20 protein-coding genes are annotated in these 26,302 nt (G+C 61.1%); 4 read left to right on the forward strand and 16 right to left on the reverse strand.

Features of this window, described 5'->3' with window-relative positions:
• Positions 1 to 171: 171 nt before the first annotated feature.
• From G7Y51_RS02510 to G7Y51_RS02530, 5 genes are all read right to left on the reverse strand, one after another.
• The gene (locus tag G7Y51_RS02510) at positions 172 to 417 is read right to left on the reverse strand and encodes a FeoA family protein (RefSeq protein ID WP_165071152.1); all 246 of its coding nucleotides are present in this window, start codon (positions 415 to 417) and stop codon (positions 172 to 174) included.
• A gap of 397 nt (positions 418 to 814) precedes the next feature.
• Positions 815 to 2,866, reverse strand: a complete 2,052-nt coding sequence (acs, locus tag G7Y51_RS02515; protein ID WP_165174843.1) for an acetate--CoA ligase — start codon at positions 2,864 to 2,866, stop codon at positions 815 to 817.
• A 276-nt stretch (positions 2,867 to 3,142) separates the two neighbouring features.
• Positions 3,143 to 3,883, reverse strand: a complete 741-nt coding sequence (locus G7Y51_RS02520) for a Maf family protein (protein ID WP_165174844.1) — start codon at positions 3,881 to 3,883, stop codon at positions 3,143 to 3,145.
• A 158-nt stretch (positions 3,884 to 4,041) separates the two neighbouring features.
• A complete protein-coding gene (gene yfcE / locus G7Y51_RS02525; protein WP_165174845.1) occupies positions 4,042 to 4,593 on the reverse strand; it encodes a phosphodiesterase in 552 nt (183 codons plus the stop codon).
• The gene (locus G7Y51_RS02530; protein ID WP_165174846.1) at positions 4,593 to 4,826 is read right to left on the reverse strand and encodes a Trm112 family protein; all 234 of its coding nucleotides are present in this window, start codon (positions 4,824 to 4,826) and stop codon (positions 4,593 to 4,595) included. The genes yfcE and G7Y51_RS02530 overlap by 1 nt, the downstream gene beginning before the upstream one ends.
• Positions 4,827 to 4,983: 157 nt before the next feature.
• Here G7Y51_RS02530 and G7Y51_RS02535 point away from each other — a divergent pair, with 157 nt between their 5' ends.
• A complete protein-coding gene (locus tag G7Y51_RS02535; RefSeq protein WP_165174847.1) occupies positions 4,984 to 5,844 on the forward strand; it encodes a PHP domain-containing protein in 861 nt (286 codons plus the stop codon).
• A gap of 97 nt (positions 5,845 to 5,941) precedes the next feature.
• Here G7Y51_RS02535 and secA read toward each other — a convergent pair whose 3' ends face one another.
• The 3 genes from secA to G7Y51_RS02555 form a co-directional block, all read right to left on the reverse strand.
• The gene (gene secA / locus G7Y51_RS02540) at positions 5,942 to 8,506 is read right to left on the reverse strand and encodes a preprotein translocase subunit SecA (protein ID WP_165174848.1); all 2,565 of its coding nucleotides are present in this window, start codon (positions 8,504 to 8,506) and stop codon (positions 5,942 to 5,944) included.
• A gap of 645 nt (positions 8,507 to 9,151) precedes the next feature.
• Positions 9,152 to 11,248 (reverse strand): methyl-accepting chemotaxis protein, encoded by a 2,097-nt coding sequence (locus tag G7Y51_RS02550; RefSeq protein WP_165174850.1) that lies wholly within the window; start codon positions 11,246 to 11,248, stop codon positions 9,152 to 9,154.
• A gap of 533 nt (positions 11,249 to 11,781) precedes the next feature.
• Entirely contained in the window at positions 11,782 to 12,147 is a 366-nt protein-coding gene (locus tag G7Y51_RS02555; protein WP_165174923.1) for a molybdenum cofactor biosynthesis protein MoaE, read from the reverse strand.
• An 85-nt stretch (positions 12,148 to 12,232) separates the two neighbouring features.
• Here G7Y51_RS02555 and G7Y51_RS02560 point away from each other — a divergent pair, with 85 nt between their 5' ends.
• Both G7Y51_RS02560 and G7Y51_RS02565 read left to right on the forward strand, forming a co-directional pair.
• Positions 12,233 to 14,986, forward strand: a complete 2,754-nt coding sequence (locus G7Y51_RS02560; protein ID WP_165174851.1) for a hypothetical protein — start codon at positions 12,233 to 12,235, stop codon at positions 14,984 to 14,986.
• A 351-nt stretch (positions 14,987 to 15,337) separates the two neighbouring features.
• Positions 15,338 to 15,691, forward strand: coding sequence for a DVU0772 family protein (locus tag G7Y51_RS02565; protein WP_165174852.1), 354 nt, complete (start codon positions 15,338 to 15,340; stop codon positions 15,689 to 15,691).
• Positions 15,692 to 15,765: 74 nt separating this feature from the next.
• Here the strand turns inward: G7Y51_RS02565 and G7Y51_RS02570 are convergent, their stop codons facing one another.
• The 4 genes from G7Y51_RS02570 to G7Y51_RS02585 form a co-directional block, all read right to left on the reverse strand.
• Positions 15,766 to 16,434, reverse strand: a complete 669-nt coding sequence (locus G7Y51_RS02570) for an amino acid ABC transporter permease (protein ID WP_165174853.1) — start codon at positions 16,432 to 16,434, stop codon at positions 15,766 to 15,768.
• 147 nt (positions 16,435 to 16,581) lie between these two features.
• Entirely contained in the window at positions 16,582 to 17,340 is a 759-nt protein-coding gene (locus G7Y51_RS02575; RefSeq protein WP_165174854.1) for an amino acid ABC transporter ATP-binding protein, read from the reverse strand.
• A gap of 3 nt (positions 17,341 to 17,343) precedes the next feature.
• Entirely contained in the window at positions 17,344 to 18,036 is a 693-nt protein-coding gene (locus tag G7Y51_RS02580; RefSeq protein ID WP_165068170.1) for an amino acid ABC transporter permease, read from the reverse strand.
• 423 nt (positions 18,037 to 18,459) lie between these two features.
• Positions 18,460 to 19,203, reverse strand: coding sequence for an ABC transporter substrate-binding protein (locus G7Y51_RS02585; RefSeq protein WP_165174855.1), 744 nt, complete (start codon positions 19,201 to 19,203; stop codon positions 18,460 to 18,462).
• Between the two features lie 403 nt (positions 19,204 to 19,606).
• Here G7Y51_RS02585 and wbaP point away from each other — a divergent pair, with 403 nt between their 5' ends.
• Complete coding sequence (gene wbaP / locus G7Y51_RS02590) at positions 19,607 to 21,004, forward strand: undecaprenyl-phosphate galactose phosphotransferase WbaP (protein ID WP_165174856.1); 1,398 nt, start codon at positions 19,607 to 19,609, stop codon at positions 21,002 to 21,004.
• Between the two features lie 143 nt (positions 21,005 to 21,147).
• Here the strand turns inward: wbaP and G7Y51_RS02595 are convergent, their stop codons facing one another.
• The 4 genes from G7Y51_RS02595 to G7Y51_RS02610 form a co-directional block, all read right to left on the reverse strand.
• Positions 21,148 to 22,251 carry a glycosyltransferase gene (locus tag G7Y51_RS02595; protein ID WP_165174857.1) on the reverse strand — a complete coding sequence of 368 codons (1,104 nt, stop codon included), beginning with the start codon at positions 22,249 to 22,251 and terminating at the stop codon, positions 21,148 to 21,150.
• Positions 22,252 to 22,253: 2 nt separating this feature from the next.
• A complete protein-coding gene (fabZ, locus tag G7Y51_RS02600; protein WP_165174924.1) occupies positions 22,254 to 22,724 on the reverse strand; it encodes a 3-hydroxyacyl-ACP dehydratase FabZ in 471 nt (156 codons plus the stop codon).
• 113 nt (positions 22,725 to 22,837) lie between these two features.
• Complete coding sequence (locus tag G7Y51_RS02605; protein WP_165174858.1) at positions 22,838 to 23,374, reverse strand: OmpH family outer membrane protein; 537 nt, start codon at positions 23,372 to 23,374, stop codon at positions 22,838 to 22,840.
• A 229-nt stretch (positions 23,375 to 23,603) separates the two neighbouring features.
• Positions 23,604 to 26,003 (reverse strand): N-acetylmuramoyl-L-alanine amidase, encoded by a 2,400-nt coding sequence (locus G7Y51_RS02610; protein ID WP_241160102.1) that lies wholly within the window; start codon positions 26,001 to 26,003, stop codon positions 23,604 to 23,606.
• Positions 26,004 to 26,302 lie beyond the last annotated feature (299 nt).

The following is a 26,302-nucleotide window of genomic DNA, read 5'->3' on the forward strand; positions in this document are numbered from 1 at the left end:
ACTTTCAAGTTCAGTGCGTTCTTCCTGTGTGAGGGTCACCCTATATAAAATTTTTGGCATATCTTCTCCCATTTGAGGAAAAAGATAAGTCCTTTTTTATGCCTTTTCAAGTTTGACGCAACACTAGAGCTTTTTGCCTTTAGAGCATTTTTTGATTGAAAATGGATATTTTCAATTTGCGCCGGAGAGATCCACCTTGATGAAATCCGCTTCGCTGTTGCGCAGCGAGATCGTGACGCCGGAAAGGCGCAATGCCACCGGATCCTTGAGCGGGGCGCGACCCACAACGGAAACTGCCGTGCCCGGTATCAGGCCCATGTCGCGGATGCGGCGGCCCATTTCTCCCAGGGCTTCCACGGCGGCGATTTTCCCCTGCTGACCGATCTGCATCTGGCGAAGATTGACGATCTGGCTCATGGCGCTTCCTTTTTGCGGCGCGTATGCCGGCTGGAATGTGGAACGCAAGACACTAGAGCGGTTTAGCTCATTTCATGAGCAAAACGCTCTATCGATCCGGCACGACGTCCTGCGGCGCGGAACTTTCCGTGATCCGCAGGGGGCGACATCTGACGGACGTCGTGCCGGAAATATACCTGACGTGCTGCGAACTATGCCCTGCTTTACAAAATGCGTCAAGAGAAAAGAAAGTCAATTTCAAATTGTTGTTTTTTGCGGATGTCAGCGCGTTGCCTCGCACATGCTCTGATGCCGCGCGCAATGCGGCGCGCCGCAGCGTTGCCGGTGTCCGGGGCTGAAAGGCGCGGGCCGCCGATGAATGCCGCGGCCCGCGCCTTTTCTGGCCTGCAAGAGAGTGTCAGGCTTTCGTGGCGGCCGCGCCTGCTTCCTCGCCAGGCAGGGGGGCGGTTTCGTGCCGGCCCTGTAAAAGATTCCGGTGGCCGGCAATGATCGCGTCCAGCACGTCGGGATCGGCCAGAGCCGTGGTGTCGCCGAGATCCTCAGAGACGTCGCTTGCGATTTTGCGCAGCATGCGGCGGATGATTTTGCCCGAAGTGGTTTTGGGCATGGCCTCCACAAACTGAATGTATTCCGGGCTGGCCAGGGCCCCGATGTCGCGGCGCACCGTGTCGCGCAGTTTTTTGCGCAAATCCGCGCTCCAGGGCACTTCGTCGCGGGTCACCACATAGGCGTAAATGGCTTCGCCCTTAAGGCTGTGCGGCATGGGCACCACCGCGGCTTCGCCCACTTCTGGGCAGGCGGCCAGCACGGCCTCGATTTCCGCTGTTGAGAGCCGGTGGCCGGAAACATTGATGGAATCGTCAATGCGCCCCAGAATCCAGAAGTAGCCGTCCTGATCAATTTCCGCGCCGTCGCCGGATTCGTAACAGCCGAAGCGTTTGAAATAGGACTGATATTTTTCCTCGTCATTGAAGACACCGAGCATCATGCCCGGCCAGGGGCGGCGGATCACCAGATGCCCGGCTTTGCAGCCTTCTTCGGCCGCCTCGCCGTCGCGTCCGGCCGCTCCCACGACCGCGGCGTCAATGCCGGGCAGAGGCCTGGCGGCCGAGCCGGGCTTAAGCTTGGTGGCGTAGGGCATGGGGCTGATCATGGCCCCGCCGGTTTCGGTCTGCCACCAGGTGTCCACAATGGGCAGCTCGCTGTCGCCGATGTTCTTGTGGTACCACTGCCAGGCCTCGGGATTGATCGGCTCGCCCACAGAACCCAGAATACGCAGGCTGCGCAGATCATAACGCTCGGCCCAGGCCTCGCCCAGCCGCATCAGGGAACGGATCACCGTGGGCGCGGTATAGAAAATATTGACCAGGAATTTTTCCACAATGCGCCAGTAGCGGTCGGGTTTGGGCCAGGTGGGCACGCCCTCGAACATCACGGTTGTCGCGCCCAGGGACAGCGGCCCGTAAATGCCGTAGGTGTGGCCGGTGATCCAGCCTGTGTCGGCCGTGCACCAGTACACATCGTCGTCGCGCATGTCGAAGCACCATTGGGTCGTGTGGGCCGCATAGGTCAGGTAGCCGCCCGTGGAATGCATGATGCCCGTAGGCTTGCCCGTGCTGCCGCTGGTGTGCAGCAGAAAGAGCGTGTCGTTGGCGTCCATGGGCTCGCAGGGAAAATCCGGGTTGAGCGTGAAATCATCAAGCAGATCATGCCACCAGACATCCCGGTTGGTCTGCATGTTCACATTGTCCAGCCCGGCATGGCTGACCACGACAACGTGGGCCACAGAAGGGCATTTTTCCAGAATGGGATCCAGATTGGCCTTCAGGGGTTTGAATTTTCCCGCGCGCACCGCCGCGTCGGCAGTGATCACCACCCTGGCCTTGGAACCCTGGATGCGGCTGCGCACGCCGCCCTCGGCGTAGCCCGAAAAAATGGTGGTGTGAATGGCCCCGATGCGCGCGCAGGCCAGCATGGCAATGGCCAGCTCCGGGATCATGGGCATGTACAGCGCCACATGATCCCCCTTGCGGATGCGCAGGGAGCTCAGAGCGTGGGCCACGCGGCAGACTTCGGTATACAGCATCTGATATGTGTAGCAACGGACATCCATCTCTTTTTCGCCCTGCCAGATCAGGGCCGCTTTGTTGCGGCGGCCGGAGATCAGATGGCGATCAATGCAATTGAAGGCCGCGTTGAGCTTTGCGCCGGTAAACCATCTGTACTTGTGATGTTCCTCATCGGCATCAAGAACCTTGTCCCAGCGTTTGAACCAATGTATCAACTGCGAAGCGCGCGCCCCCCAAAAGTCATTGGGATCGTCCAGAGCCCGGCGGCACAGCGCGTCGTACTCCTCCTGGCCGCAGATCCAGGCCGAGGATTTGCCGTGCTCCGGCGGCAGATAGCTGCGTTTCTCAGTCAACAATGTGGTGATCCGTTCCTGGGACATGATCTGGCCCTCCCACCTGTGCAAAACGTTAACGAAAGAGAGTCGGCACGGTAGCCATGATACCGGAGTAAAGAGATTCTCAATCGTCGTCAAGCGTTCTGAAGCTGTTTGGGCTTTCAGTCATTGCTGTGCGGAAAAGCGCAATCTGCCGTCGGCATGCTGCCGCATGGGGGCTGCGGGCTTTTTTGCAGGGGATTTGTAAAGAGAAATAAATCACAAGAGCTGCAAAAATTTTTTTTCTCTTTTTTTTGCGCGCAAAGCGCGTGGGCAGGCATCTCAGAGCGTTTTGCAGGCGTGAACGGGCAGCATCAGGCCCTGATCCAGTAAAATCCGCGCCAGAGCCGTGACCGGCAGGCCCACCACTGTGCTCCAGGAGCCTTCCACCCGTTCCACCAAAAAGGCGCCCTGACCTTGAATGGCGTAGGCCCCGGCCTTGTCGTCAGGCTCATGGGTGCGCACATAGGCACGCAGCACTGTACCTGGCCAGGGGTGAAAAAAGACCCGGCTCGTATCGCTGAAGCTCAGGCGGCAACGGCCGCCGCTTGCCGTCCGCATGTGCGGGGCAAGGTCTGCCGCGAGACGGCCCGGCGGCGCGGCTTCGGCTTTGGGTCTTTCCGCGTCCGCCGCGGGGGCTGGCGTTCTGCCCTGCGGCAAGACCAGGCAAACCGCGCTGATCACCTCATGGCTGCGGCCGGAAAGCCGCTCAAGCATGCGCAGCGCGTGGGCCTGATCCCGCGGCTTGCCCAGGATGTCGCCCTCAAGGGCCACCACAGTGTCCGCGGCCAGCACCAGGGCGTCGGCACAGGCCGGTTGGCGGGCCACGGCCAGAGCCTTGGCCTCTGCCGCGCGCACGGCGTACTGCCGCGGTTCCTCGCCGGGTTCGGGATGCGGTTCCGCCTTATCCGGTCGGGCCGGGACAAAGGGCAGACCCCATTCTTCCAGAAACTGCCTGCGGCGCGGTGAGCTTGAGGCGAGAAGCAGGCGGATTCCGGGGGCAAGCGCAAACAAGGCTTTCATATTTCTGTCCATTGGTCCGGCTTCGGCCTTCACCAGGAGCCGGGTCGGGACGTGGAGGCAAAACGCAGGCCGCGGCAAGACGGCTTCCCCCGCCAGGAAAATAACTCACAGCGCGAAAAGGGAAGGGCAGGAAGAAAAAAAGCGCGGCGCGGATCGGTTCAGTCTTGCGGAGCGTGGCGCAACACTTCCCGCCCCTGCATGTCCAGCACCCGGAATACGCCGCCCTCGCAAAGCCCGTAGCTGCGGGGCGAGCCTCCCTTGGGCAGGGAGAGCGAGCCGGGATTCCAGAAGTGCAGGCCGTCCAGGGTTTCCCCACGGGGAACATGGGTGTGCCCGCGCAGGATCACGCTGCCCGGCTGTATGCGGGGCAGGGGCGGCTGTTCCGGCAGGTGATGGCCGTGACTGGCGAAGATCCGCAGGCCGTCCGCGTTGATCCAGGCATGTTCCGCCAGGGGAAAGGGCAGCAGGGCCAGATCCACCTCGGCGTCGCAGTTACCGCGCACGGCAGTAAGCGGAAAAGCCGTGAGCGCGGTCGTTTCTTCCAGCACCGCGCGCGTGTCGTACGCGGAGGGCAGGGGATTGCGCGGGCCGTGGTAGACCAGATCCCCCAGCAGCACCAGCAGGTCGGGCTTGAGAGCCTCGGCGCGGCGACGCAGAAAGCGCAGGCTTTCCAGAGAACCGTGCAGATCCGAAGCGATGAGCAGGCGCATCAGCGTTGCTCTCCGCCGTCTGGCGCGTCTTCCGGGTGCTCGCTGTTCCATTTGGCGCGGGGCACGGCTTCTTCCACCAGCATGATCGGGATTTCCTCCCGCACCGGATAAACCACCTCACAGGCTGTGCAGGCAAAACCCGTGGTCTGGCCATCGCGGCCCAGGGCCGCCAAGGAGCCCAGACAGCGCGGGCAGGCCAGGATCTGCAATAATTCTTCAGTGTTGATGCTCATATTTTTCCCTTGCCGTACATCAGGCAGGAGGCAACATAGCCCGATGCGGGCCCGGATTCAAGGGGCGCTTGTGCCGGGAGGGATTCACCCTTAGAGTATTTTTTGATTGAAAATGAATATGTTCAATCAAAAAATACTCTAGAGATGGAAAAAGCGCATGAAATTGATCGACCTGCATACCCACACCCATGCCTCTGACGGCACGGACAGCCCTTCGGCCCTGGTGAAGAAGGCGCATGCCGCCGCTCTGGCCGCGCTGGCCGTGACGGATCACGACACGCTCTCAGGTCTGGAAGAAGCCGAGGAGACCGGCCGGGCTCTGGGGATCAGGGTGATACGGGGCTGCGAGCTTTCCACGGGCACAGAGCACGGCGAAGTGCATATTCTGGGGCTGTGGCTGCCCCGCGAGGCGCAATCCCTGCAGGATCAGCTCGTGCAACTTCGCCGCAAGCGGGCCGAGCGCAACGCCCGGATTGTGGACAGGCTGCGCGGCCTCGGGCTTGCGATCAGTCTGGAAGACGTGCGCGAGGTCGCCCAGGGCGAAAGCGTGGGGCGGCCGCATATCGCGGAAGTTCTGCTGCGCAAGGGCTATGTGAAGGACTTGCGGCAGGCGTTCGTGGACTATCTCGGCTCGCACGGCAAGGCCTTTGTGCCCAAAGAGGTGCTGGAGCCTGAAACGGCCGTGCGCCTGCTGGCCCGACTGGGGGCCACGGTCTGTCTGGCGCATCCCATGCTGCAAAAATACCCCCGGGGCTGGCTGGAAGACTTTACCGGCCGGCTGGCCGGATATGGGCTCACGGCTGTTGAGGCATGGCACAGCGAGCATTCCGAAGCAGACGTGCGCGCCTGCCTCGCTCTGGCCAAACGCTTCGGCCTGGGCCTCAGCGGCGGGTCGGACTATCATGGCGGCAACAAGCCGGGCATCTGCCTGGGCGTGGGGCGCGGCGGCCTGCGGATACGCCTGGAGGTGCTCGAAGCTCTGGAGGCGCGGCGGCGGGCGCAGGGCCTGCCGTGCTGAGTTCTTGCCACATGGCCCATGCCGGAAGGCTTTTTTCCTTCTTTGCCGAGCGGCTCCTTTCAGCAGGTCCGGGCCGGGATCAGCGCGTCACGAGAGGTCATGCCTTCCGGCCGCAGCATTTTTTGTATTTCTTGCCGCTGCCGCAGGGGCAGGGATCATTGCGGCCCACGCGCGGCGCGGCCTTGGCCGGTCTGCCTTTGGCCGGAGCGCTTTCGGACTCGCCGCCGCCTGAGTAGGAAAGCTGGCGGGCTTCTTCCCTGTGCCGGAATTCCCTGGCCAGAGCTTCCTGTTCGGCCGCGGCGCGGGCCGCTTCCTCTTCCGGGCTGACCTGCTGCACGCGCACGCGGGTCAGAGCGCGGAACACGCTCTCCCGGATCTGGAAGAGCATTGCCTGGAACATCTCAAAGCCTTCGCGCTTGTACTCCAGCTTCGGATCTTTCTGGCCGTAGCCGCGCAGGCCGATGCCGTCGCGCAGGGCGTCCATGTTGCGCAAGTGTTCCTTCCAGCAGCGGTCCAGCTCTTCGAGCAAAAAGTAGCGTTGAATTTCCCTGGCGCTATCCCCGGCCTCACGCTGCAAATCGCTCAGAATACCGCGCACCAGCTTTTCGCACTCTTCGCGCTCAGGCAGGGGCGCGTTTTCGGGAAGCACGCGATCCAGGTTGAAGACCTCGCGCAGCCGGGCCAGAGCGGTCTGGCGCGCGTCTTCCACGGCGTCGGGCGAGGCGTTGGCCAGCGGGCCGTAGGCGTCGTCCAGCACGTCGCTCATGAATTCTTCCAGCACCGGCTCAAGATCCTGCTCCACCATAAGCTCGCGCCGCAAGGCATAAATCACCTCGCGTTGCTGGTTCATGACATTGTCGTAATCCAGCAGGGTTTTGCGGATTTCAAAATGGTGAGCTTCCACGCGCTTTTGCGCGCCTTCCACGGCGCGGGTGACCATGGCGTTTTCTATGGCTTCCCCATCGCGCAGACCGAGCTTTTCCATGAGCCCCTTGATCCGATCCGAGCCGAACAAACGCATCAGATCGTCTTCCAGGGAAAGGTAGAAACGCGAGGAGCCGGGATCGCCCTGGCGGCCGGCGCGGCCGCGCAACTGGTTGTCGATGCGGCGGCTCTCATGGCGCTCGGTGCCCAGGATATGCAGGCCGCCCAGATCCACCACGCCCTCGCCGAGCACAATGTCCGTGCCGCGCCCGGCCATATTGGTGGCAATGGTCACTTTGCCCGGCTGCCCGGCCTGGGCCACGATTTCCGCTTCCTTTTCATGCTGCTTGGCGTTGAGCACATTGTGCGGAATGCCCAGCTTGCTCAGGCGTTGGGAGAGCATCTCCGAGGTTTCGATGGAAATGGTACCCACCAGCACGGGCTGCCGCTCCTTGTGCAGATCCGCGATGGCCTGCACAATGGCGTCGAACTTCTCCTGGCGGCTGCGGTAGATGAGATCCGGGTAATCCTTGCGGATCATGGGCTTGTTCGGCGGGATGGAAATGACTTCCAGGTTGTAGATCTGCTGGAATTCCACGGCTTCGGTATCGGCCGTGCCGGTCATGCCCGAAAGTTTGTCGTACAGGCGGAAGTAGTTCTGAAACGTGATGGAAGCCAGGGTTTGATTTTCCGCGGCGACGGTCACATGTTCCTTGGCCTCCAGAGCCTGATGCAGCCCGTCGGAATAACGGCGCCCGGCCATCAGGCGGCCGGTGAATTCGTCCACGATGACCACCTGGTCGTCCTGCACGATGTAATCCACGTCGCGCTTGAAGACCTGATGGGCCTTGAGGGCCTGCAAAACATGATGCTGGGCCGTGATGTTGGCCGGGTCAAAGAGATTGTCCACGCGCAGCAATTCTTCGCAGCGGGCCACGCCCGCATCCGTGAGCATGGCGGTACGGGCTTTTTCGTCAATGGTGTAATGCTCCGGCGTGAGTTGGCGCACAATGTCGTCCACCATGCGGTACATGCCCACGGACTCCTCGGACGCGCCGGAGATGATCAGCGGCGTGCGTGCTTCGTCGATCAGGATGGAGTCCACTTCGTCCACAATGGCGAAGTTGTGGCCGCGCTGCACGAGCTGCTGCGCGTAAAACTTCATATTGTCGCGCAGATAGTCAAAGCCGAATTCGTTGTTGGTGCCGTAGGTGATGTCCGCATTGTAGGCGGCCTTGCGCTCCTCGTCGTCCATGTCGTGCACGATGACGCCCGTGCTCAGGCCCAGGAAGGAGTAAAGCCTGCCCATCCAGGCCGCGTCGCGCGACGCCAGATAATCGTTGACCGTGACCACATGCACGCCCTTGCCGGCCAGGGCGTTCAGGGCCACAGCCAGGGTGGCCACCAGGGTTTTGCCTTCGCCGGTCTTCATTTCCGCGATTTTACCCTTGTGCAGGACTATGCCGCCGACCAGCTGCACGTCATAATGGCGCATGCCCAGCACCCGGCGCGAAGCCTCCCGCACCAGGGCAAAGACCTCAGGCAGCAGACTGTCCAGGCTTTTGCCTCCCTCCTGCACGTCTTTTTTATACCGGGCGATGCGGGCCGCGAAATCCGCATCAGCCAATTCCTGCATCTCCGGCTCCAGGGCATTGATGCGCTGCACCTGCGGACGAAGGCGGCGCAGATAGCGCTCATTCTTGCTGCCGAAGATTTTTTTAAAAAGAAAAGCGAACATCTGTGCTCCTCTGATGCACACGGGGCGCGTTTGCAGTGCGGCAGAATACTCTTTTGAAATAACGGAACATGCCCGGAACACTAACGCCGTCGCCAAAGAAGAGGCGTCAGGCGGATCGCAGGCAGGGAGAACGACAATTTCATACGGGCGAATCAGGCGCGGCGTTCCAGGCACTATTCCGCCCGGACGGCAGTCTGTCGCAGCCGGGCCGCGGACACGGCGCGAGCTTGAAACCCGCCCTTTATATCTTACTAGAGCATTTTGCTTTTGAAATTATTCAATTTCAAAAGCGGCGCTGCCATCATGTCGCCTGAAAAGCGTGGTTTTCAGGCTCATTCGGCGCGGGCGTCCGCTCCCGCGGCCGCCAGAGCGGTTGCCGTTTTCAACAGCAAACCGCTCTAAAATAAGCCATAATGCCATGCTTTGCAATGCGCGGTCGCGCCGTTCAGGGAAAAAGGAAGCCGGGCGTTGCCGCCCGGCTCTTCAAAAGAGGCGCGTGCTGTCCAGGTTCGCAAATGGTATGGCGGCCAGCACCCCGTAACGTTCCGCGTTACAGAGTACCGGTCGCCGGGCGAAAGTCCGGCGCGCCGCCGCAGGCGGCGCGAGCGAGCCGAAAACCGCGCTTTTCGGCGAAGCGATCTGGTACTAGTCTGCCTTCAAATCCTGAATGAGCGCGGTCAGGCCCTGGGCCTGGGCGGCCAGCTCCGACACGGCCTTGGATGCTTCGGCCATGGCTTCGGCGGTCTGGCGGGACATGTCGTTGACCTGCACGATGGACTGGTTGATCTCCTCGCTGGCCGCGGACTGCTCCTCGCTGGCCGCGGCAATGGCATTGACCTGATCCGCCGTGGCTTCCACGGTGGCCACGATTGCCTGCAGGGCCGCGCCCGACTGTCCGGCCAGTGCCGTGGCCTCGCCAATGCGCTGCACCGCGTTGTCCATCCCGGTCATGCTCTTGGCCGTGCTTTCCTGGATGGCCTTGATGGCGTTGCCCACATCGTTGGTGGAGGCCATGGTTTTTTCAGCCAGCTTGCGCACTTCGTCGGCCACCACGGCAAAGCCGCGCCCGGCTTCGCCCGCGCGGGCGGCCTCAATGGCCGCGTTCAGGGCCAGCAGGTTGGTCTGATCCGCAATATCCGAGATAACGCCCATGATACGGGTGATGTCCTGGGCATGTTCATTGAGCTGGGCCATGTCTTCCTTGAGTTCCAGGGAGAGCTGATGCACCTGCTCGATGCTGTGTACGGCCTGTTCCACCACCTGGGCCCCGGCTTCGGCCTTCTGCTTGGTTTCGGCCGAAGCCTGGGAGGCCGAACCCGCGTTTTTGGCCACTTCCTGCACGGTGGCGTTCATTTCGTTCATGGCCGTGGCCGCTTCGGCAAGGCGGGTGGCGGATTCGGCCGCGCCGCGATCCGACTGCTCAATCTGGGCCGAAAGCTGGGTGGAGGCCGAGGAGACGACACTGCCCACCTGTTCCAGCTTGTCGGCTGCTATGAGCATGGCTTCGGTTTTGGCCTGGGCCTGCCTGCTGGCGGCTTCGGCCTCCAGCATGGCTTCCTGAGCCTTGGCGGACTGCTCCTTGGCGTTTTCCGACTCGCGCCGGGCTGCGTCGATCATTTCCTTGAGATGATCCACCATGCTGCGCAAGGCGTCGCAAAGCGTGCCCAGTTCATCAGTGCGGGTCACGGTGAGTTTGCTGTCCAGATTGCCGTCGGCCACGGCCTTGGCATAATTGACGCTCTGCAGCAGGTCGCGGATAATGGGCCGCATGACCAGAAAGATAATCAGACCCACGAGAGCCGCCCCGGCCAGCATGATGCCCAGAGCTATATTGCGGATAAAGGCCGTGGCCTCCTCAATTTCCGAAATATCCATGCAGGTGACGGTGATCCAGCCGGATTCAGGATCCAGCCGGAAATTGAGCATCCGCTCCACGCCGGCACTGGTGGTATAGCGCAAGGCGCCCTCGGGCGAAGCCAGCACCTGCCGTCCCCAGTCCACCTTTCGGGCGTCGAATTCCTGGATCAGTTTGGCGTTGGGATGGGCCAGCATCAGGCCCTCGTTGTCTATAATATAGGCAAAGCCGGTTTTGCCGATGCGCGCGCCTTCAATGGTGTTCTTCACCACTGTGGCGCAGGGCAGAATAGCGTAGAGGACGCCGGCCGGTTTGCCGGCGAGGTCGAGCAGGGGCGTGGAGATCACCAGGGCCTTGTCGCGGGTGCCCATGCTCACGAGTGGCGAGGAGATAACCGTTTCACCCTGCATGGATGCCTGAAAATAGGCGCGCTTGCCGATATTGACTTTGCCGATGGCTTCCTTGTTGCTGCCCGCGACGACCAGGCCGTCGGGCCCGGCAATGTTGACCACCGGGAAGGTGGCATACAGGCTGGCGAAACCCTCAAGAGCATCCTGAGCCATTTGCGTGGCCGCGGCCACCTCGGCGGGGTCGACCGTGGCGGCCACCTCGGAGGGGTCGATCCCGGCCCGGCCCCCGCTCAGAATGTTGCTCAGAGGGCGCAGCTGGCTCGTGGTCGCCATGGCCCGCACGCTGTCCTTATAGGTGACGGCGGCGTTGCTCACGCCCTTGAACAGAATGTTGTTGCTCACCTCCAGTTCCTGCGTGAAGTTCTCCTCCAGCTGGTCGGCGATCATGCCGGCAACCAGCAGGGTGCTGCACAGGATCAGAACAACAAGGGCCGTAAGGCTGGGAACCAGGAGTTTGTTCCGGATTGAGAGCCTCATGCTTTCCCCTTTATGAAATAGTTGTGTGTTGCGAAAAGATGTCAAACCTCCTCTGTCTGAAAGGATACACTGCTAGAGTGAAATTTCTTTCTCAACCATGTGACAGTAAACTGAATTTTTAAGAAAAATCATCTCAAAGGTGAATCCCTCTTGTCTCTGCACGCAAAGTCCTGCCTCCATCCCAGGCGTTGCGGCCTTCAAAGCGCCGTGCGCAAATTATATAAAATCTATATATTTCATATAAATAGATGCACATGAAAAAATTGTGCGGCCCGTGCAGGCGGCAAAAGCAGCCAAAAAGCCGCATGTCCGGTTGGATGTCTCTCCTGTCGGCAATCCGTTGCGTCGCTTAAGAGCGGAAGCGATTTTCGTATCGTTTCTTTGTTTTGAAGCGTAACTACCGGCAAGCGCAGGGGAATTGCCTGCCCTGACAGCCGCCGTCCCCGGCTCCTGCCGCAGCAGCCGGGAGCCTTTGCCTTAATTTTTACCGGAATTGTCCGATACAGGGAGAAGGAAGACGGCCGCTGCCTTGCTCAGGCCTCGTGGTATTCCTGCTTGATCACGGCTTCGGATTTGATCCGATCCAAAAGCTCGGCAAAGACGGCTTTGACATTTTCGCGGATATCCCCGGCCACCACCAGAAAGAGCAGGTCGTCGCCGGGTTTGAGCAGGCCTTCGCGGGCCTCGGCCAGAATGGCGAAAATGCCCGGGCGCTGCTCCATTTCGCGGCAGATGGCGCGCATTCTGGCCTCGTCATGGCGCACGCGCACCGCGCTCACCGGCGCATGATCCTTGCGGGACCAGGCGCGCACCACCCCGTTGTGCACAAGCGTCATGCCCACATGCTCCGCAAAGCCGGGGCGGGCTTTAAGTTCCTGAAGAGTTTTGGTAATATCCATGAGACCCGCCTTGGTTGCTGCGTTTTTGAACAGGGCCGCAGTGACAGTATACATGTGTTTTGCGCCCTCATAAAGGATTTTGTGCATGGCTCAGCTATCCCAGCTCCTCTCTCGCCTGCCCGAGAGCAAAGATGTGCGCATGAGCACGATGGGCCATGTGCTCTGGGTCTGCTGGCATGCCAGGCTCACGCCGGCCGTCAACCAGACCCTGCTCAACTACGGCGGCATGCTGGTGGGCGAGGAGCATGAGCAGGCGCTCTGGTTCTTTTTTACCGACGACGTGTTCCTGGCGCTGGCCCGGCTGATGGTCTGGGGCAATTTCAATGAGCTCGCCGTGAGCATTGAGCTTTTTCCCGGCCGTCTGCAACTGGGCGGCAAGCGGGAGGCCAGCCTTTTGCTGGACGGCGCGCTGTGCGCCCAGGAAATGCTTGTGCGCGACACCTTCGAGGTCTGGGTGCACCCCAAAAGCCGGGAGGGCAAAAACGCCCTGCCGGGCATTGCCTTTGAGCCTCAGCCCGGCCGCCAGGGCATGTGCTCGGTGGACTGGGCCACCATTGTGGTGGATGTGCGTATGCCGTACTCCTCCACCCAGGCCTGGTTCGCGCTGCTGCATCCCCTGGGCAGCCCTCTGGACAAAGCTTTTCAGAGCGGCTGGAGCTCCATGTTCAAGCGCATTGAGGCCTTGTTGCAGAAGCACAAAATCAAGTCCATCGTGCACGAAACCTTTGTCATCGTGGCCGTGGACAACCTGCTGATGCTGCGCACCTTTCTGCGCGACTATCTGCACAGTTTCGACAAGCAGAACAACGACCCCGGCGATTACTGGCCCTGCGTCTGCGTGGTGGCCGATCGCAACAACCTCAATTTCAACACCGACCTGCCCAAGAAGATTGGCCTGCAATGGGACAATCTGATGCCGGATTTCCCGTACATGAGCTACCGCAACGCCTATTTGCTGGGCGAGGGCTTCACGGTGCGGGATCTGCGCTTCACCGGCGAGCAAACCAGCATGGACAGTTGGTGCAACGTCCTGCTGGATGAAAACAGCATCAGCGGCCGCTCCATTCCCCTGTTGATGGCCGCCCAGCTCAGCGGCGGCACTGCCGGGGGCGCGGGTTGCTTTTACTGCGGCATCCACACCCACACGGCCGCCGAATGCCCCACGCGCACCTATTTCCCCAGCCGTGCCGAGCTTTGGGATGAAATGGCGGGCATGGATCTGGAAAAGATCAACGAGGGTTTTCGCCAGATCGAGATGGTGCTCGACCGCAAGGGCGTGGACGGTTATGAGGAGTTGCTGGAAGGCGAGGACGATGCCGCCGTGCTGCTGCAGGCCGTGCTGGATCTCAACAGTCCGAGCCAGTTGCGCAATGTGCCCAGGCATTGGCTCTACCGTATGCGCGAGCCGGACCCGGATGAGGAAAAGCCCACGCGCGACGACAGCCCGGCCTGGGATCTGCTGGATCGGCTTGCCCAGACCGCGCCGGACGATCTGCCGGATCTGGAAACAAAGCTGAAGCAGGCCATTGCCCGGCATCAGCGCGATCCGCGTCTGCGCATGGTGCGGGCTTTTCTGCTGATCGAAAAAAACGACTTCAGCCATGCCGCGGCCTGTTTCCGCGAAGCGGCAAGCCTGACCCCCGCGCCCACGTTGCAGGCCTGGAACGAATACCTGCTTGCCCGACTGGCCGAGGAACAGGGGCAGTTCGGCCCGGCCATTGAGCAGTATGCCCAGGTCTTGCGGGTCATGCCCCAATGGCGGGACGTGCAGTACAGGGGCATTGTCTGCCGGGTCAAAATGGGCTTTGCCGAGCAGGTTCTGGAGCAGATCGTCAAACTGGTGCGCGAGGAACCCGCCTATTTCAACCGCATTCTCATTGATCCGGCCCTGGAGCGCGGCCGCCTGCTGATCCTTTCCTCCCTGTACGATCTCTGGGAGGAGGCCAAAAAAAACGCCGAAGAGGAACGCGTCAAAATCAATGCCCTGGAGGCCCGCCTGAGCGCCTGGTTTTCCGAGGATCATCCGGTGCAGATGCAGATCGGGCATAAAATCCGCAAACTGGAAGCCCTGAGCAACGTCAACAACTACATTGCCTTTTTGCAGGTGGTGGAAGAGCGTCCGATTCTGGAAAAAGAGCTGGATGAGAGCATTGAGCGCGAAGTCGAAGACCTGCGCAACCGCTACAAGTATTATCTGGACGTGCTGCAGGAAATACGCGATGAGGCTTCCTGGTTTCCCTTCCCTTCGGTGCTGCGCGAGTTCAGCAGCGATTTCAATGAAAGCGCGGGGATCATCAACTGGGCCTTTGCCTGCAACTTCAACGAGGCCGAGATCTTCCAGCGCGCGCAGGCCTCCATGCCCAGGCTGGCCGCCCTGTTGCGCAACCTGAAAAAGCGCCTTCAGTTCCTGCGCATGGTGCGGGACGGCACGCTTTTTGCTATGACTATGGGCAAGACCTTCTTCTGGGTGGAGACAGTGGGCCTCTTGTTCTGCTTTATCGGCATACCCATTGTGGTCTTCTGGGGCGAAAGCCTCTACCTGGGCTGGCTCAAGGAACTGCTCGGCGAGAACCAATGGTCCATCCAGAAGGTTCTGAGCCTGATTGTCACCATGATTGCTCTGGGCCTGGCCGCCCTGCGCACCACCCTGGTCTTTGACCGCAAGCGCGAAAAACTTCTGGAGCAGGCCCGCAGCCAGCGCGAAAAAGCGCAGCAGATGCGCCTGGAGCGCATTCGCAAGCAGCGCATGGCCGAAGCGGAAAACGCCCGCCGCGCCCAGCAGGCCGAGGCCGAGCGCGAGATGCAGCGGCAGTTGAAGGAACGCATGCGCAAGGACTAGAACAGATTCCCTTTGACTTTTTATGAAAGTCAAAGGTAATCTGTTCTAGAGCATTTTGCTTTTGAAATTATTCAATTTCAAAAGCGGCGCTGCCATCATTTCGCGTCCAGAACGCGGTCTGGACGCTCATTCGGCGCGGGCGTCCGCTCCCGCGGCCGCCAGAGCAATTTCAAAGTGAAATTGCTCTAACTAATTTCATTAGCAAAACGCTCTGATTCAGTGGGAAGCGCCGCGAAAAACATCTTGCCTCCAGGGCCCGCATGGCCTGCGGCGTGCTGTTTTTTCACAGCATAGCCGTTGCCTTGTCGGATACATGCCGGATAAGCCCCGGCTTTTGAAAAGGAGTCAGCCGTGCCGAGCCTCAAAGACTTTGCCTTGTACGATATAGACTGGAATCTCACGCCCGAACATGCGGTAACCATGTATCTGGAATGGGGCAACAACGACTGGCATTCGGAATACCCGCCGGTGCGCTCCAAAGACGACGTGGCGCAGTATTTTGTGGTGGACAGTTGGAACGATCCGCCGGTCATCCGGCTGGTGCGCCGCAATTCCGAGCGCGCCGAGGATCTGATTGTCGTGCCCCTGCCCCAGGATCTGCTGGAAGATTTCCGCCGGGCGCACGGCCAGTGGCGCGGCATCAGCGAGCCCACGCCCGGGATCAAGGCCTGGCTCAAGGCCGAGCTGGGGCAGCAGGGCTTGTGATGCCTCTGGCGCTGCTGTGCAGCGCAGAGCGCCGCTTTTGAAATTGAATAATTTCAAAAGCAAAATGCTCCAGGTCAGCGCGCGCCGAATCCCGGCACATGGAAGCGCTGTTCCAGCCAGCGCAAAAGCCAGGAAGCCAGGGTCACCATGATCAGATAATAGGCTCCCACAGTCAGGAAAACCTCGGTAAAGCGAAAGGTGTCCGAAGCCACCACCTTGCCTTCGCCCATCAGTTCCATGCAGGTCACCAGATAGGCCAGGGAACTGTATTTGATCAGATAAATGATTTCGTTGCCGCAACCGGGCAGGGCCCGCCGGGCCGCCTGGGGAATGACGATCCAGACCACTGTTTGCAGAGTGCTGAAGCCAAGGGCCTGGGCCGCGCGGATCTGGCCCTGGCGGATGGAAAGCAGGGCCCCCCGGATATATTCCGACTGGTATGCCGCGGTGCAGAGAATGAAGGAAGTCAGGGCCGCGCCGTAGGGCGCGAAATAAATGCCCAGCTTGGGCAGGGCGTAATAGATCATCATCAGTTGCACGGCCAGGGGCACGCCGCGCAGCAGGGCCGTGTACCAGTCGCCCAGGCGGCGCAGCCAGCGCGGCCCGAAAACGCGCGCGCAGCCGAGCAGCACCCCGCCCACAAAGCCCAGGCTCCCGGCCGGGATGATCAGCGCCAGGGAAACCAGAAGGCCCTTGTTGAGCGCGGGCAGCAGCGCATGGCTGAAAAAGGCCGTATCCAGCATGCCCCCTCCTAGAGCAGATTACCTTTGACTTTTTATGAAAGTCAAAGGTGGCATTCAGGCGAAAAACGCGGTTTTCGCCTGAATGTACGCCGCGTTGCGGCGGCTGCCGCTTTCGCGTCAGCAGAGCATTTTCAAAGAGAAAATGCTCTAAGCTCCCATCTCCAGAAGACGGGCGCAAAAATCGCGGGTGCGGGTGGCAGAGCCCTCGGCCAGCAGAACTTCCGGCGCGCCCTGCTCAATGAGCCTGCCGTGCTCCATGAACAGAATCTCCGTGGCCAGGGCACGCGCAAAATCCATCTGGTGCGTGGCCATGAGCATGGTCATGCCGCCGCTCGCCAGATCGCGGATCACGGCAAGCACCTCGCCCACCAGTTCGGGGTCAAGAGCCGAGGTGGGTTCATCCAGCAAAATCACCTTGGGGTCCATGGCCAGGGCCCTGGCAATGGCCACGCGCTGTTTCTGCCCGCCCGAGAGCTGCGCCGGGTAGAGCGGGGCGCGCCGCGCCAGGCCCACGCGGCCCAGTTCCTCCAGGGCGCGGGCTTTGGCTTCCCTGCGGGACATGCCGCGCACCTTGCGCAAGGCAATGGCCACATTCTCTTCGGCGGTCAGATGATCGAAGAGGTTGAAATCCTGGAAGATCATGCCTACATGGGCGCGAAATTCGCAGAGTTTTTTCCTGTCGCCGCTCTCCAGGAGTTCGCCGTCCAGCCAGATTTGCCCGCTGTCCGGGGGGATCAGGCAGTCGATGCACTGTAAGAGCGTGCTCTTGCCCGCGCCTGATGGGCCGATCAGCACCTTGAGCTCGCCGCGCCGCACGCTGAGCGAGCAATTATCCAGGATGGGCTTGCCGCCCAGGGTCTTGGAAATGCCTTGGACCTGCAATACCACTTTGTCTTCCGCTCTCATGGCTTATCCCGCGCCCATGCCTTCCATGCCCATTCCCGTGGAATAGCCCGGCACATGCAGCTTTTTTTCCAGACGGCGCAGCAAATGGAGCACCGCCAGGGTCAGCACGAAATAGATCAGGCCCGCCGCGGCAAAGAACGCCAGATGCTCGTGCGTGCGCGCGGCCGCAAAATTGGCGCGGGCCATGATGTCCTGGGTGCCCAGCACATAGCAGATGGCCGAGTCCTTGAGCAAAATGGAAAATTCGTTGGCCCAGCCCGGAATCGAAAGACGCAGGGCCTGCGGCAGAATAATGCAGCGGATGGCCGTAACGTCCCGCATGCCCAGGGCGCGCGCCGCCTTAAGCTGGCCCTGGGGCAGACTTTCAATGGCCCCCCGGAAAATCTGGGACTGGTACGCCGTGCTGGTTGCGCCCAGCACAAGACAACAGATCGCAAAGGGGTTCACGCTCAGGCCCAGGCTGATGCACAGGCCGTAACAGAGAAAGAGCAGCACCAGGATGGGCACGCCGCGGAAAAACCAGACGTAGGTCGCGGCCAGCCGCCGCAGCCAGGGGCCGCCATAGACCTGGCCCACGGCCAGGGGCACGCCCAGAACAAGCCCCATAGCCAGTGAGATGCCCACATTCCCGATGGTCACAAAGCTCCCGGCCAGGATGGAGGGCAGAGCAAGAAGAACATCGTTCAGTGCGTGCATAGGCAGATACTTTGCAAGGGCTTATGCCGCGCGGCCGGAAAGCGGGGCAGCGCCCGCCGGGCGCGCGGCACAAGGGACGCGCGGCTGCTCCCACGCCAGGGCCTGGGCCGGCAGTGCCGCCGGGATGTGAAAAAGCGCATACGGCATTTGCCGCTCCCGATCACAAGCGGCCTGTCGCCAGGCCGGTGAACCCGGCCCGGCCGCTACGCGCCTGATGCCGTCAGCTTCCTGGGCCGGGTTCATCAACGCGGCGGAACAAACTTAGAGCAGATTACCTTTGACTTTTTATGAAAGTCAAAGGTGGCATTCAGGCGAAAAACGCGGTTTTCGCCTGAATGTACGCCGCGTTGCGGCGGCTGCCGCTTTCGCGTCAGCAGAGCATTTTCAAAGTGAAAATGCTCTAGCTGCGCCTGTGACGCCGGGCTACTTGTGCAGATACTTCTTTTGCAGCTCCTGCCAGTACGGATCGGCCATGAGCTTGCGATAGCCTTCATCCAGAATGGCGCGCAATTCCTTGTCGCCCTTGCGGATGGCCACGCCGAACTGATCCGGCGCGCCGTGCACGCCGGCCTTTTTCACAGCCGCGCCCTTGGAAATGGCGTCGTCAGCGGGCAGTTCATCCATCAGCGCGGCCTGGATGCGGCCATTGAGCAGATCTTCCACGGCCAGCGGAGCCGACTCGTAGAAGCGCAGCTCGAATCCGTAGCCTTTCTTCGCCTGTTCCTGCTTGATGGCATTGGCCTCCGAGGTGCCGCGTTGCACGCCCAGTTTGATTTTCTGGCTCAGAATGTCCCTGGGCGTCAGTTTGGAGTCGGCCGACACCAGGAAAACGCGCGAAACAGTCCAGTAAGGATTGGAAAAATCCACCATTTTGGCGCGCTCCGGCGTGATGCTCATGCCCGAGCATACCATGTCGATCTGTTTGCCCATCAGGGCCGGGATGATGCCGTCCCAGGCCATGGGTTTGTGGCTGATCTGCACGTTCATGGTTTTGGCGATCCAGTTCAGGGCGTCCACATCGAAGCCTGCGGGCTGGCCGGTTTTTTCGTCAACATAGGCAAAGGGCGGATAGTTGGGATCAATGCCGTTGACATAGCTCTTTTTGGCAAAGGCGGGCACGGCGGCCAGCAAACTGACCAGCAGAGCGCAGACAAAGACTTTTTTCATGTGAATTTCTCCCTCAAAAAAAAGACGGAACTGACAGAACCGGATGCCGGGGCAGGGCGCAGGTCTACAGGTCGCCAAATGCTGAACGGCTTTGGCCGGCTCGCCTGCGGGCCACTATTCCCGGCAAAACAGGGTTATCTCTACCAGAAGCGCCGCGGCGACGCAAGAGCGCGTTGCCCAAGGCATGGCCCTTGCGCTTGGCGGCGTGAAAGCGTATCGTATTTTGCATAGATCTGAGTGTATCGGAAGCCCATCCCGCAGCAACAACAGTCGCTGCAGTTATGCGTGCAGGCAGAGCGCGATCGTGCTCTGTTGCATCTGTAAACTTGTTTACAGATGCATGTTGTCTGCTGTAAGGCAAAAATTTTACAACATGTTGACGCCCTGCGCGTCCAGGTCCAGCATGTCTCAGATGCCCCTGCTCATCAGTCTGCTCCGCCGGGTCGGGCTTTCGCCGCAAAAGACACTGCTTTGTTTTTTTGATTTGGTGGCGCTCCTGGGAACCGCGCTGCTGGTTTTTTTGCTGCGCGCGGCGTACGGCGGCCTTGATCCCGCCCTGTATAAATGGGTGTTGCCCCTGCTCCTGCTGGGGCCGGTGCTGGGGAGCAGCTTCGGCATTTATCAAAGCATCAGCCTCCCGCCGCAAAGAGAGCTGAAAGCTCTGTTTCTGCTCACAAGCCTGACCTACAGTTTGATTCTGGTCGTGCTTTTTCTGGCCCAGGCCGGCGGCGTCTATTCCCGCCTGGTGATTGCGGGCAGTTGGGCCGCCACAGTCCTTACTCTGCCGATTATGCGCGGGCTTTGCCGCCGTCGTTTCGCCAAAAGCCGCTGGTGGGGCAGGCCGCTGATCATCCTGGATCGCAACGATACCGGGCGCGAACTCTGGCGTCATCTCAAACGTCACCCGGAGCACGGGCTCATGCCGGTGGATATTTTCGCTCTGCCCCAGGATCTGCCCGGTCTGCGCCGCCTGCTGGCCACTGCCGCCAAACTGCATCCCGGGGCCATGATCCTGATTCATCATCACATGGGGCCGCAGCCTCTGGATTATATCACGGAAGCCAGTGCATACTTTAGCGACATTCTGGTTGTGCCTGCCTTTGACGACGACTTCAGGGCCCGTTGGCTGACGCCGCGCGATCTCGGCAATGTCGTGGGTCTGCTGGTGCGTCAGAACCTGCACGACAAGCGACGCCTGCGCTTGAAGCGCTGCATTGATCTTGTGATCTGCGCTCTGGCCGCCACAATCCTGCTGCCCGTGGGGCTGGTTCTGGCGCTGTGCATCCGGCTGGACAGTCCGGGCCCCGTTTTTTACAAGCAAAAGCGCATCGGCCAGGGGGGCTCCCACCTCAATATTTATAAATTCAGGACCATGGTGGCTGATGCCGACGCTGCCCTGCGGGCCTGCCTTGCGGCTGACCCGGCCCTGCGCGAGGAATGGGAGCGGGATCATAAATTGAGAAATGACCCGCGGATCACCCGGATGGGAGCCTTTTTGCGCAAGAGCAGCCTGGATGAGCTGCCGCAATTGCTCAATGTGCTTGCAGGCGAGATGAGCCTGGTGGGGCCGCGGCCCATCGTGGCCGCGGAAGTGGCCAAGTACGGGCAGGTCTATGACGAGTATTGCCGCGTCAAGCCCGGCATCACCGGCCTGTGGCAGATTTCGGGCCGCAACGACACGAGCTATGCCGAGCGGGTGGCCTATGACCATTATTACATCAATAACTGGTCGGTCTGGATGGATTTGTGGATTCTGGGCAAGACCGTGCCCGTGGTTATCAGCGGCTACGGCGCATATTGAAGGGGAGGCCGCGCTACGGGGGAGGCCGCCACAGCGGCGTCGCCCGGCATTGCGTTTTGAAAGACAGGCTGGAGGAGAACCCAAGCCGGGACGATGCCCGGCGTCCCCCGGATCGCACACTGTTGGCGCGGGCGGGAATCGGCTCAGCTCTGCAACAACGCCGTTTTTGCCGCCTCCACTTCTGCCGCGAATTCCTGCATAAAGCGGGCTTCATTGAAAGCCTCGGCATGGCGGCGCATCTCTGCCGGATCAAAATCGGCTTCCCGGCGTTCAAACGCTAGGATAGCCTCTTCAAGAGCTTCCACGCTCTGCTCGGCAAAAAAGAGTCCGGTGCTGTTTTCGCGCACCGTTTCCGTGGCGCCGCCGCGGCCGTAGGCAAGCACCGGCACGCCCGAGGCCGCCGCTTCCAGCGGCACAATGCCGAAGTCTTCCTCGCCCGGGAAAAGCAGGGCGCGGCTGCGGGTAAGCAAGGCCGCCACGGCGGCGTCGTCCTGCCGCCCCAGAAAGCGGACGCAGGGCCCGGCGCAGGCTTGCAGCGCTTTGCGCGCCTTGCCTTCGCCTGCCACCAGCAGCGGCCGGTTCAGGCGGGAACAGGCTTTCACCGCCAGATCTACCCTTTTATAGTCTGCCAGACGTCCGAGGCAGAGGTAAAACTCGCCTTTGCCGGAAGCACGCATGGTAAAAGAGTCAATATTTACAGGCGGATAAACGACCTTGGCAGCCCGTCGCCAGTGCTTGCGGATGCGCCGGGCCACTGTGCGGGAATTGGCCACAAAGTGATCCACGCGGGAGGCGCTCAAGAGATCCCAGCGCCGCAAACCCGGAAGCAGAAAGCGCATGCCCAGGCGGGTCAGCGGACCGGCCGAGTTCAGATACTCTGGCCAGTTGTCCCACAGGTAACGCATGGGCGTGTGGCAGTAGCAGACATGCAGGCTGTCCGCGCGGGTGATCACACCCTTGGCCGGGCCGGACTCGCTGGAAATGATCAGATCATAGCCCGTGAGGTCGAGCTGCTCCAGCGCCAGAGGCATGAGGGGCAGATAGCTCTGGTACAGCGTGCGGCTGCCGGGCAGGCGGTTGATGAAGGTTGTGCGGATGCTATGCCGCGCAATGACCGGCGTAAGGGCTTTGCGATCCAGCACATGGGTGAAAATGTCGGCTTGCGGATACATGCGGCAAAGCATTTCCAGCACCCGCTCGCCGCCGCCCATATTCACAAGCCAGTAGTGGACCAGCGCCACCCGCATGCTCACGCTCCGGACTTGGGGGCGATGGCGGCTGTGATCTGCGCTTCCGCGGCCAATTTCCCGTCGACAAAAGCGCGCGCGTCCATTTTGCAGAGCCTGAGCTTCATGCGCGGATTGGAGCATTCCAGATCCAGGCGATCGCCGGGCACAACCTGGCGGCGGAACTTGACGCCGTCCAGGCCGGTGAACAGAAAGAGCTTGTCGTCAAGGCTGTCGAGGTTCGCAGAGGCCAGCAAGCCCCCGGTCTGAGCCAGGGCTTCCAGAATCAGCACGCCGGGCATGATCGGCACGCCGGGAAAATGCCCCTGAAAAAAGGGCTCGTTGACGCTCACATTCTTGTATGCCTTGATGTGTGAGCCCGGCACGCATTCCGTCACCCTGTCCACCAGCAGGAAGGGATAGCGGTGGGGGAGGATCTGTAAAATGCGCTGTATATCCATGCTCAGGCATTGTTCAACGGTCGCGTCCTGCATTGTGCTCCCTTCGTGGCCTGTGTGCCTGCCCATGCAATTCACGGGTAATGCGTTGCAGTCCAGGCCTCTCGCCCCGCAGGGGCGAGAGGCCTGGACTGCAACGCAGGCTGCGCCTACTTCTTTTCGGTTTTTTTGGCTTTATAGAGCTTGTTTACTTCAGCCAATACGTCCTTGGTCAGATCCATGGATTGATCGGCATAGAGCACGCCGCCGGCAGTAACGTCCACCACAAAATTGAAGCCCTTGGCACGGGCCACTTCATAGGTGGCGCTGAAGACGAGGGTAACCATGTCCTGGCGCAGCTTCACTTCGTCCTGTTCCACCTTGCGCAGGAAATTGCGGGTCTTTTGATCCAGTTCCTGCTTGGCGCGGATGAATGCAAGCTTTTTTTCTTCGCTGGCCTTGGGATTTTTCAGGGCTTCAGCTTTTTTCTTCAGAGCTTCGCCCTGCTTTTCAAGGTCCTGGCGTTCCTTGCCGTATTTGGATTCCATCTGCTTTTTGGCGGCCTGGGCAGGCTCGCTCTGGGTGGCCACGGTCTGCATGTCCACCACGCCGATCTTGGCCGCAGGCACAGCATTGTCATCGGCGGCAAAAGCCGCTCCTGCCAGCAGCAGGCACGCCGCAAGGGTCATCACCATTACAGTACGCATGAATAATCTCCTTCCCCGATTGCTGAAATTTATGTTTTTCTTGCGGAAGAAAGGCGACCCGCACGCCGTTACAACTCCATTGTGCACCTGCATTCAGGGGAGGGATCGCAAAACCGCGAACCGTTTGCCTGCAAAAGCCAAGCTTCCGGCCCGCTGGTCCGTTGCAACGCCGAAGCCGCCTGCCGCAGCGTTTTCCGGCTGATCCTGTCACCGAACTGAAATACGGACTTCACATAGCATCAGGGCTTTCGTGCGTCAAGGAATTCTGCGCTGTACGGCGTTTGAGAAGGCGATCTTTATATGCCAGGATACCCTCGGCAAGTCCTTCGGCCAGCGCGTGCCGGTATTTGGGGGCGGCCAGATTCCGGGCTTCTGCCGGATTGGTGCAATAGCCGAGTTCCACGAGCACCGCGGGCATGCCCGCGCCGATCAGCACATGAAAAGGCGCGGACTTGACGCCGTTATTCCTGACCGTGAAGTTGCGCCGCTTCAGGCGGAACATGGAGAGCCGCTGGATGTCCGCGGCCAGTCGGCGGGATTCCTCCACCCGGGCATTGAGCATCACGTCGGCCAGCACTTTCTGCATGCTCCCGAGCCGGCGATCGCTGCGCGCGTTTTCCAGGGCGGCCACGCGCGCGGCCTGCGGATCGCCAGCCAGATCCAGATAATAGGCCTCAAAGCCGTGGACCGAGGCGTCCTTATTGGCGTTGACATGAACGGAAACAAAGAGATCCGCGCCCGCAGCGTTGGCCTTGCGCGTGCGCTCGCTCAAGGAAAGGCTTACGTCCCTGGTGCGGCTGTAGACCACTTCCAGGCCGTTGGCCTCCAGAAGGCGACCCAGCATCATGGCCACGTCCAGGGTGATGGCGCGTTCCAGCACATTGTGATGGCTGGTTCCGGGATCATGGCCGCCGTGCCCCGCGTCGATGAATACCGTGCGCACGGTGAGGCCGAGCTGGTCGGCCAGATTGCCGACCTGCCGCGTGCGGGAAGCGCGCGCCCTGGCTTTGGGGCTTGCGGGCCGCTCCTCGTCAAGCGCAAAGCCGGTTTTGGCTCCGGGCTTTGCGGGCAGGGGCGTTTTGCCCGCGGCCACGCTGAGCACGATGCGGCAGGGGTCGCTTTCCATGCGGGTGTCAAAGCGCCGGACATCGCGAAAGTCAAATTGCAGACTGGCGCCGCCCTGCTTGCGATCCCGCACGCGCACCGCCTGCAGAAGACTGCCGCGCACCGTGACGCCCTTGCGCACATCGCTGACCACGGCTGTATTTTCCAAATCCAGATAGAGCCGGGCCGGACTGCCTTTGCGCGCATTGACCAGACGGGTGGAGTAACGGGCGGGGCCGCTCAGCTCCAGCACGATTTCCACGCTGTTCTTGTTCGGGGAATCCCAGGAGAGTACCTGCAACTCAGGCGACGTTTCGCGCGGCGCGGTCCTGGAGGGCGAATCCGCCCGGCGGGCGGCCGCGGCAGCCGGCTTCTTGCCCGCATCCGCCTCCCTGGCGCTCCATTGCGCCCGCAGCGCGCGGGCTTCGGCAGCCATGTCGCCACGGGGATATTGGGCGCTGATTTCATCCAGCAAGGCCAGGCCCTGGCGCGTGCTGTCCAGTTTGGCGCTCTGAATCCGGGCCGCGCGCAGCAGCGCGTCATCGGCCAGCGCGCTTTGGGGAAATTCGCGGGGCAGCGTCAGGTAGAGGGCAACAGCCTGGCGGTAATCGCCAGCCAGGTGGGAGCAGTCGGCCAGGGCCTCCTGACTTGCGGCCGCGCGAAACAGCGCGCCCGGAGCCACGGCCCAGTTTTTGCGGCTGGCATAAATGCGCAGAAATTCCGCCCGCAATTCCTCCCAGGGCTGCCGCCAGCAGGATTTGACCTTATCCGCCCTGAGCGCGTCCATGCGGCTTTTTGCCGCCTGGTACCGGGGCAGCAAGTGGGCTTCAGGCAGGAGCTCGGAAGACATGCCCGGCGCGGCGGGCGTTTTTGCGACGGCCGCGGGCTGATCCTCCACGACATCCTTGCGGCGCGCCGCGGCCAACTGACGGGCTTCCGGCGCGGTGCGTCCCGCGGCGGAAGCCTGTAGCGTCTTTTCCAGGGCCAGGGCCTGCGGCAGCATGTCGCCCCTGGGGTATTGGCTTTTGAGCCGTTTGAGCAGAGCCAGAGCGTTCTTTTCGTCTTTCAGCCAGGCGGCGCGCAGGGTTGCCGCGCGCAAAAGCGCGTCGTCGGCCAGGCGGCTGTCGGCATGGCGCAGAGCCAGGGACTCGTAGCAGGCAACGGCTTTGCGGGCATCGGCTTTGGCAAAGGATCGCCGGGCCAGTTCTTCCAGGCTTTCAGCCGCGCGAAACAGCGCCGCCGGGCGATTGGGCCAGCCCGGATCCGCGTCGTAAATGGCGCGGAACTCGGCGGCCAGCTTTTCCCAAGGCTCGCGCTGGCCTGCGCGCTTGTCGTCCAGGCGCAGGCTTTCAATGGCCGCCTTGGCCACGGAGTACCGTTTCCCGGTGGGCGGCAGCGAGGTGTAGCCGGAATCATAAAAGCAGACGACCAGCAGGCAGAGCGCCAGCATGAACACCAGCGGCGGCATGAGACGCTTGGTTATCGCCCTGTCGCGAGCCGTGGTGTTCCTGGTTTTTGCGGCCACTGTCCGTCCCCTTGCCGTCTGGAAGCGCATAGAATTGGAGACAGGCGCTGCCTGAATCCTGCACACTTTATCGGTTGCGCTGCGATCCGCTTAAGGGGCGTTCCCCGTGCCGCGTCATATTTCCGATGGCCGGGAGAAAGTATGCAGGTTTTGTGCCGCGTGCCGTAAAAAAGGCCACGGCGCCTTTGGCGGTCTTGGGGAGGACAGTCGATTTTTGGGGGGCGCTGCACTCCTTTGACGTTTTAGAGCGTTTAGCTACTGGAATTAGCTAAACGCTCTGGTTTCATGAGCAAAATGCT

Origin of the sequence: Desulfovibrio sp. ZJ369, assembly GCF_011039085.1 — a bacterium.
Classification (GTDB): domain Bacteria; phylum Desulfobacterota; class Desulfovibrionia; order Desulfovibrionales; family Desulfovibrionaceae; genus Desulfovibrio.

Excerpts from the sequence above, each read along its gene's own strand:
- G7Y51_RS02575 (WP_165174854.1), bottom strand. The coding sequence starts at position 17,340 with ATGAGAGCGGAAGACAAAGTGGTATTGCAGGTCCAAGGCATTTCCAAG.
- G7Y51_RS02560 (WP_165174851.1), top strand. The coding sequence starts at position 12,233 with ATGGCTCAGCTATCCCAGCTCCTCTCTCGCCTGCCCGAGAGCAAAGAT.
- G7Y51_RS02520 (WP_165174844.1), bottom strand. The coding sequence starts at position 3,883 with ATGAAAGCCTTGTTTGCGCTTGCCCCCGGAATCCGCCTGCTTCTCGCC.
- G7Y51_RS02580 (WP_165068170.1), bottom strand. The coding sequence starts at position 18,036 with ATGCACGCACTGAACGATGTTCTTCTTGCTCTGCCCTCCATCCTGGCC.
- G7Y51_RS02510 (WP_165071152.1), bottom strand. The coding sequence starts at position 417 with ATGAGCCAGATCGTCAATCTTCGCCAGATGCAGATCGGTCAGCAGGGG.
- G7Y51_RS02535 (WP_165174847.1), top strand. The coding sequence starts at position 4,984 with ATGAAATTGATCGACCTGCATACCCACACCCATGCCTCTGACGGCACG.
- fabZ (WP_165174924.1), bottom strand. The coding sequence starts at position 22,724 with ATGCAGGACGCGACCGTTGAACAATGCCTGAGCATGGATATACAGCGC.
- G7Y51_RS02585 (WP_165174855.1), bottom strand. The coding sequence starts at position 19,203 with ATGAAAAAAGTCTTTGTCTGCGCTCTGCTGGTCAGTTTGCTGGCCGCC.
- G7Y51_RS02555 (WP_165174923.1), bottom strand. The coding sequence starts at position 12,147 with ATGGATATTACCAAAACTCTTCAGGAACTTAAAGCCCGCCCCGGCTTT.
- yfcE (WP_165174845.1), bottom strand. The coding sequence starts at position 4,593 with ATGCGCCTGCTCATCGCTTCGGATCTGCACGGTTCTCTGGAAAGCCTG.
- G7Y51_RS02530 (WP_165174846.1), bottom strand. The coding sequence starts at position 4,826 with ATGAGCATCAACACTGAAGAATTATTGCAGATCCTGGCCTGCCCGCGC.
- G7Y51_RS02570 (WP_165174853.1), bottom strand. The coding sequence starts at position 16,434 with ATGCTGGATACGGCCTTTTTCAGCCATGCGCTGCTGCCCGCGCTCAAC.
- G7Y51_RS02550 (WP_165174850.1), bottom strand. The coding sequence starts at position 11,248 with ATGAGGCTCTCAATCCGGAACAAACTCCTGGTTCCCAGCCTTACGGCC.
- wbaP (WP_165174856.1), top strand. The coding sequence starts at position 19,607 with ATGTCTCAGATGCCCCTGCTCATCAGTCTGCTCCGCCGGGTCGGGCTT.
- secA (WP_165174848.1), bottom strand. The coding sequence starts at position 8,506 with ATGTTCGCTTTTCTTTTTAAAAAAATCTTCGGCAGCAAGAATGAGCGC.
- acs (WP_165174843.1), bottom strand. The coding sequence starts at position 2,866 with ATGTCCCAGGAACGGATCACCACATTGTTGACTGAGAAACGCAGCTAT.
- G7Y51_RS02595 (WP_165174857.1), bottom strand. The coding sequence starts at position 22,251 with ATGCGGGTGGCGCTGGTCCACTACTGGCTTGTGAATATGGGCGGCGGC.
- G7Y51_RS02605 (WP_165174858.1), bottom strand. The coding sequence starts at position 23,374 with ATGCGTACTGTAATGGTGATGACCCTTGCGGCGTGCCTGCTGCTGGCA.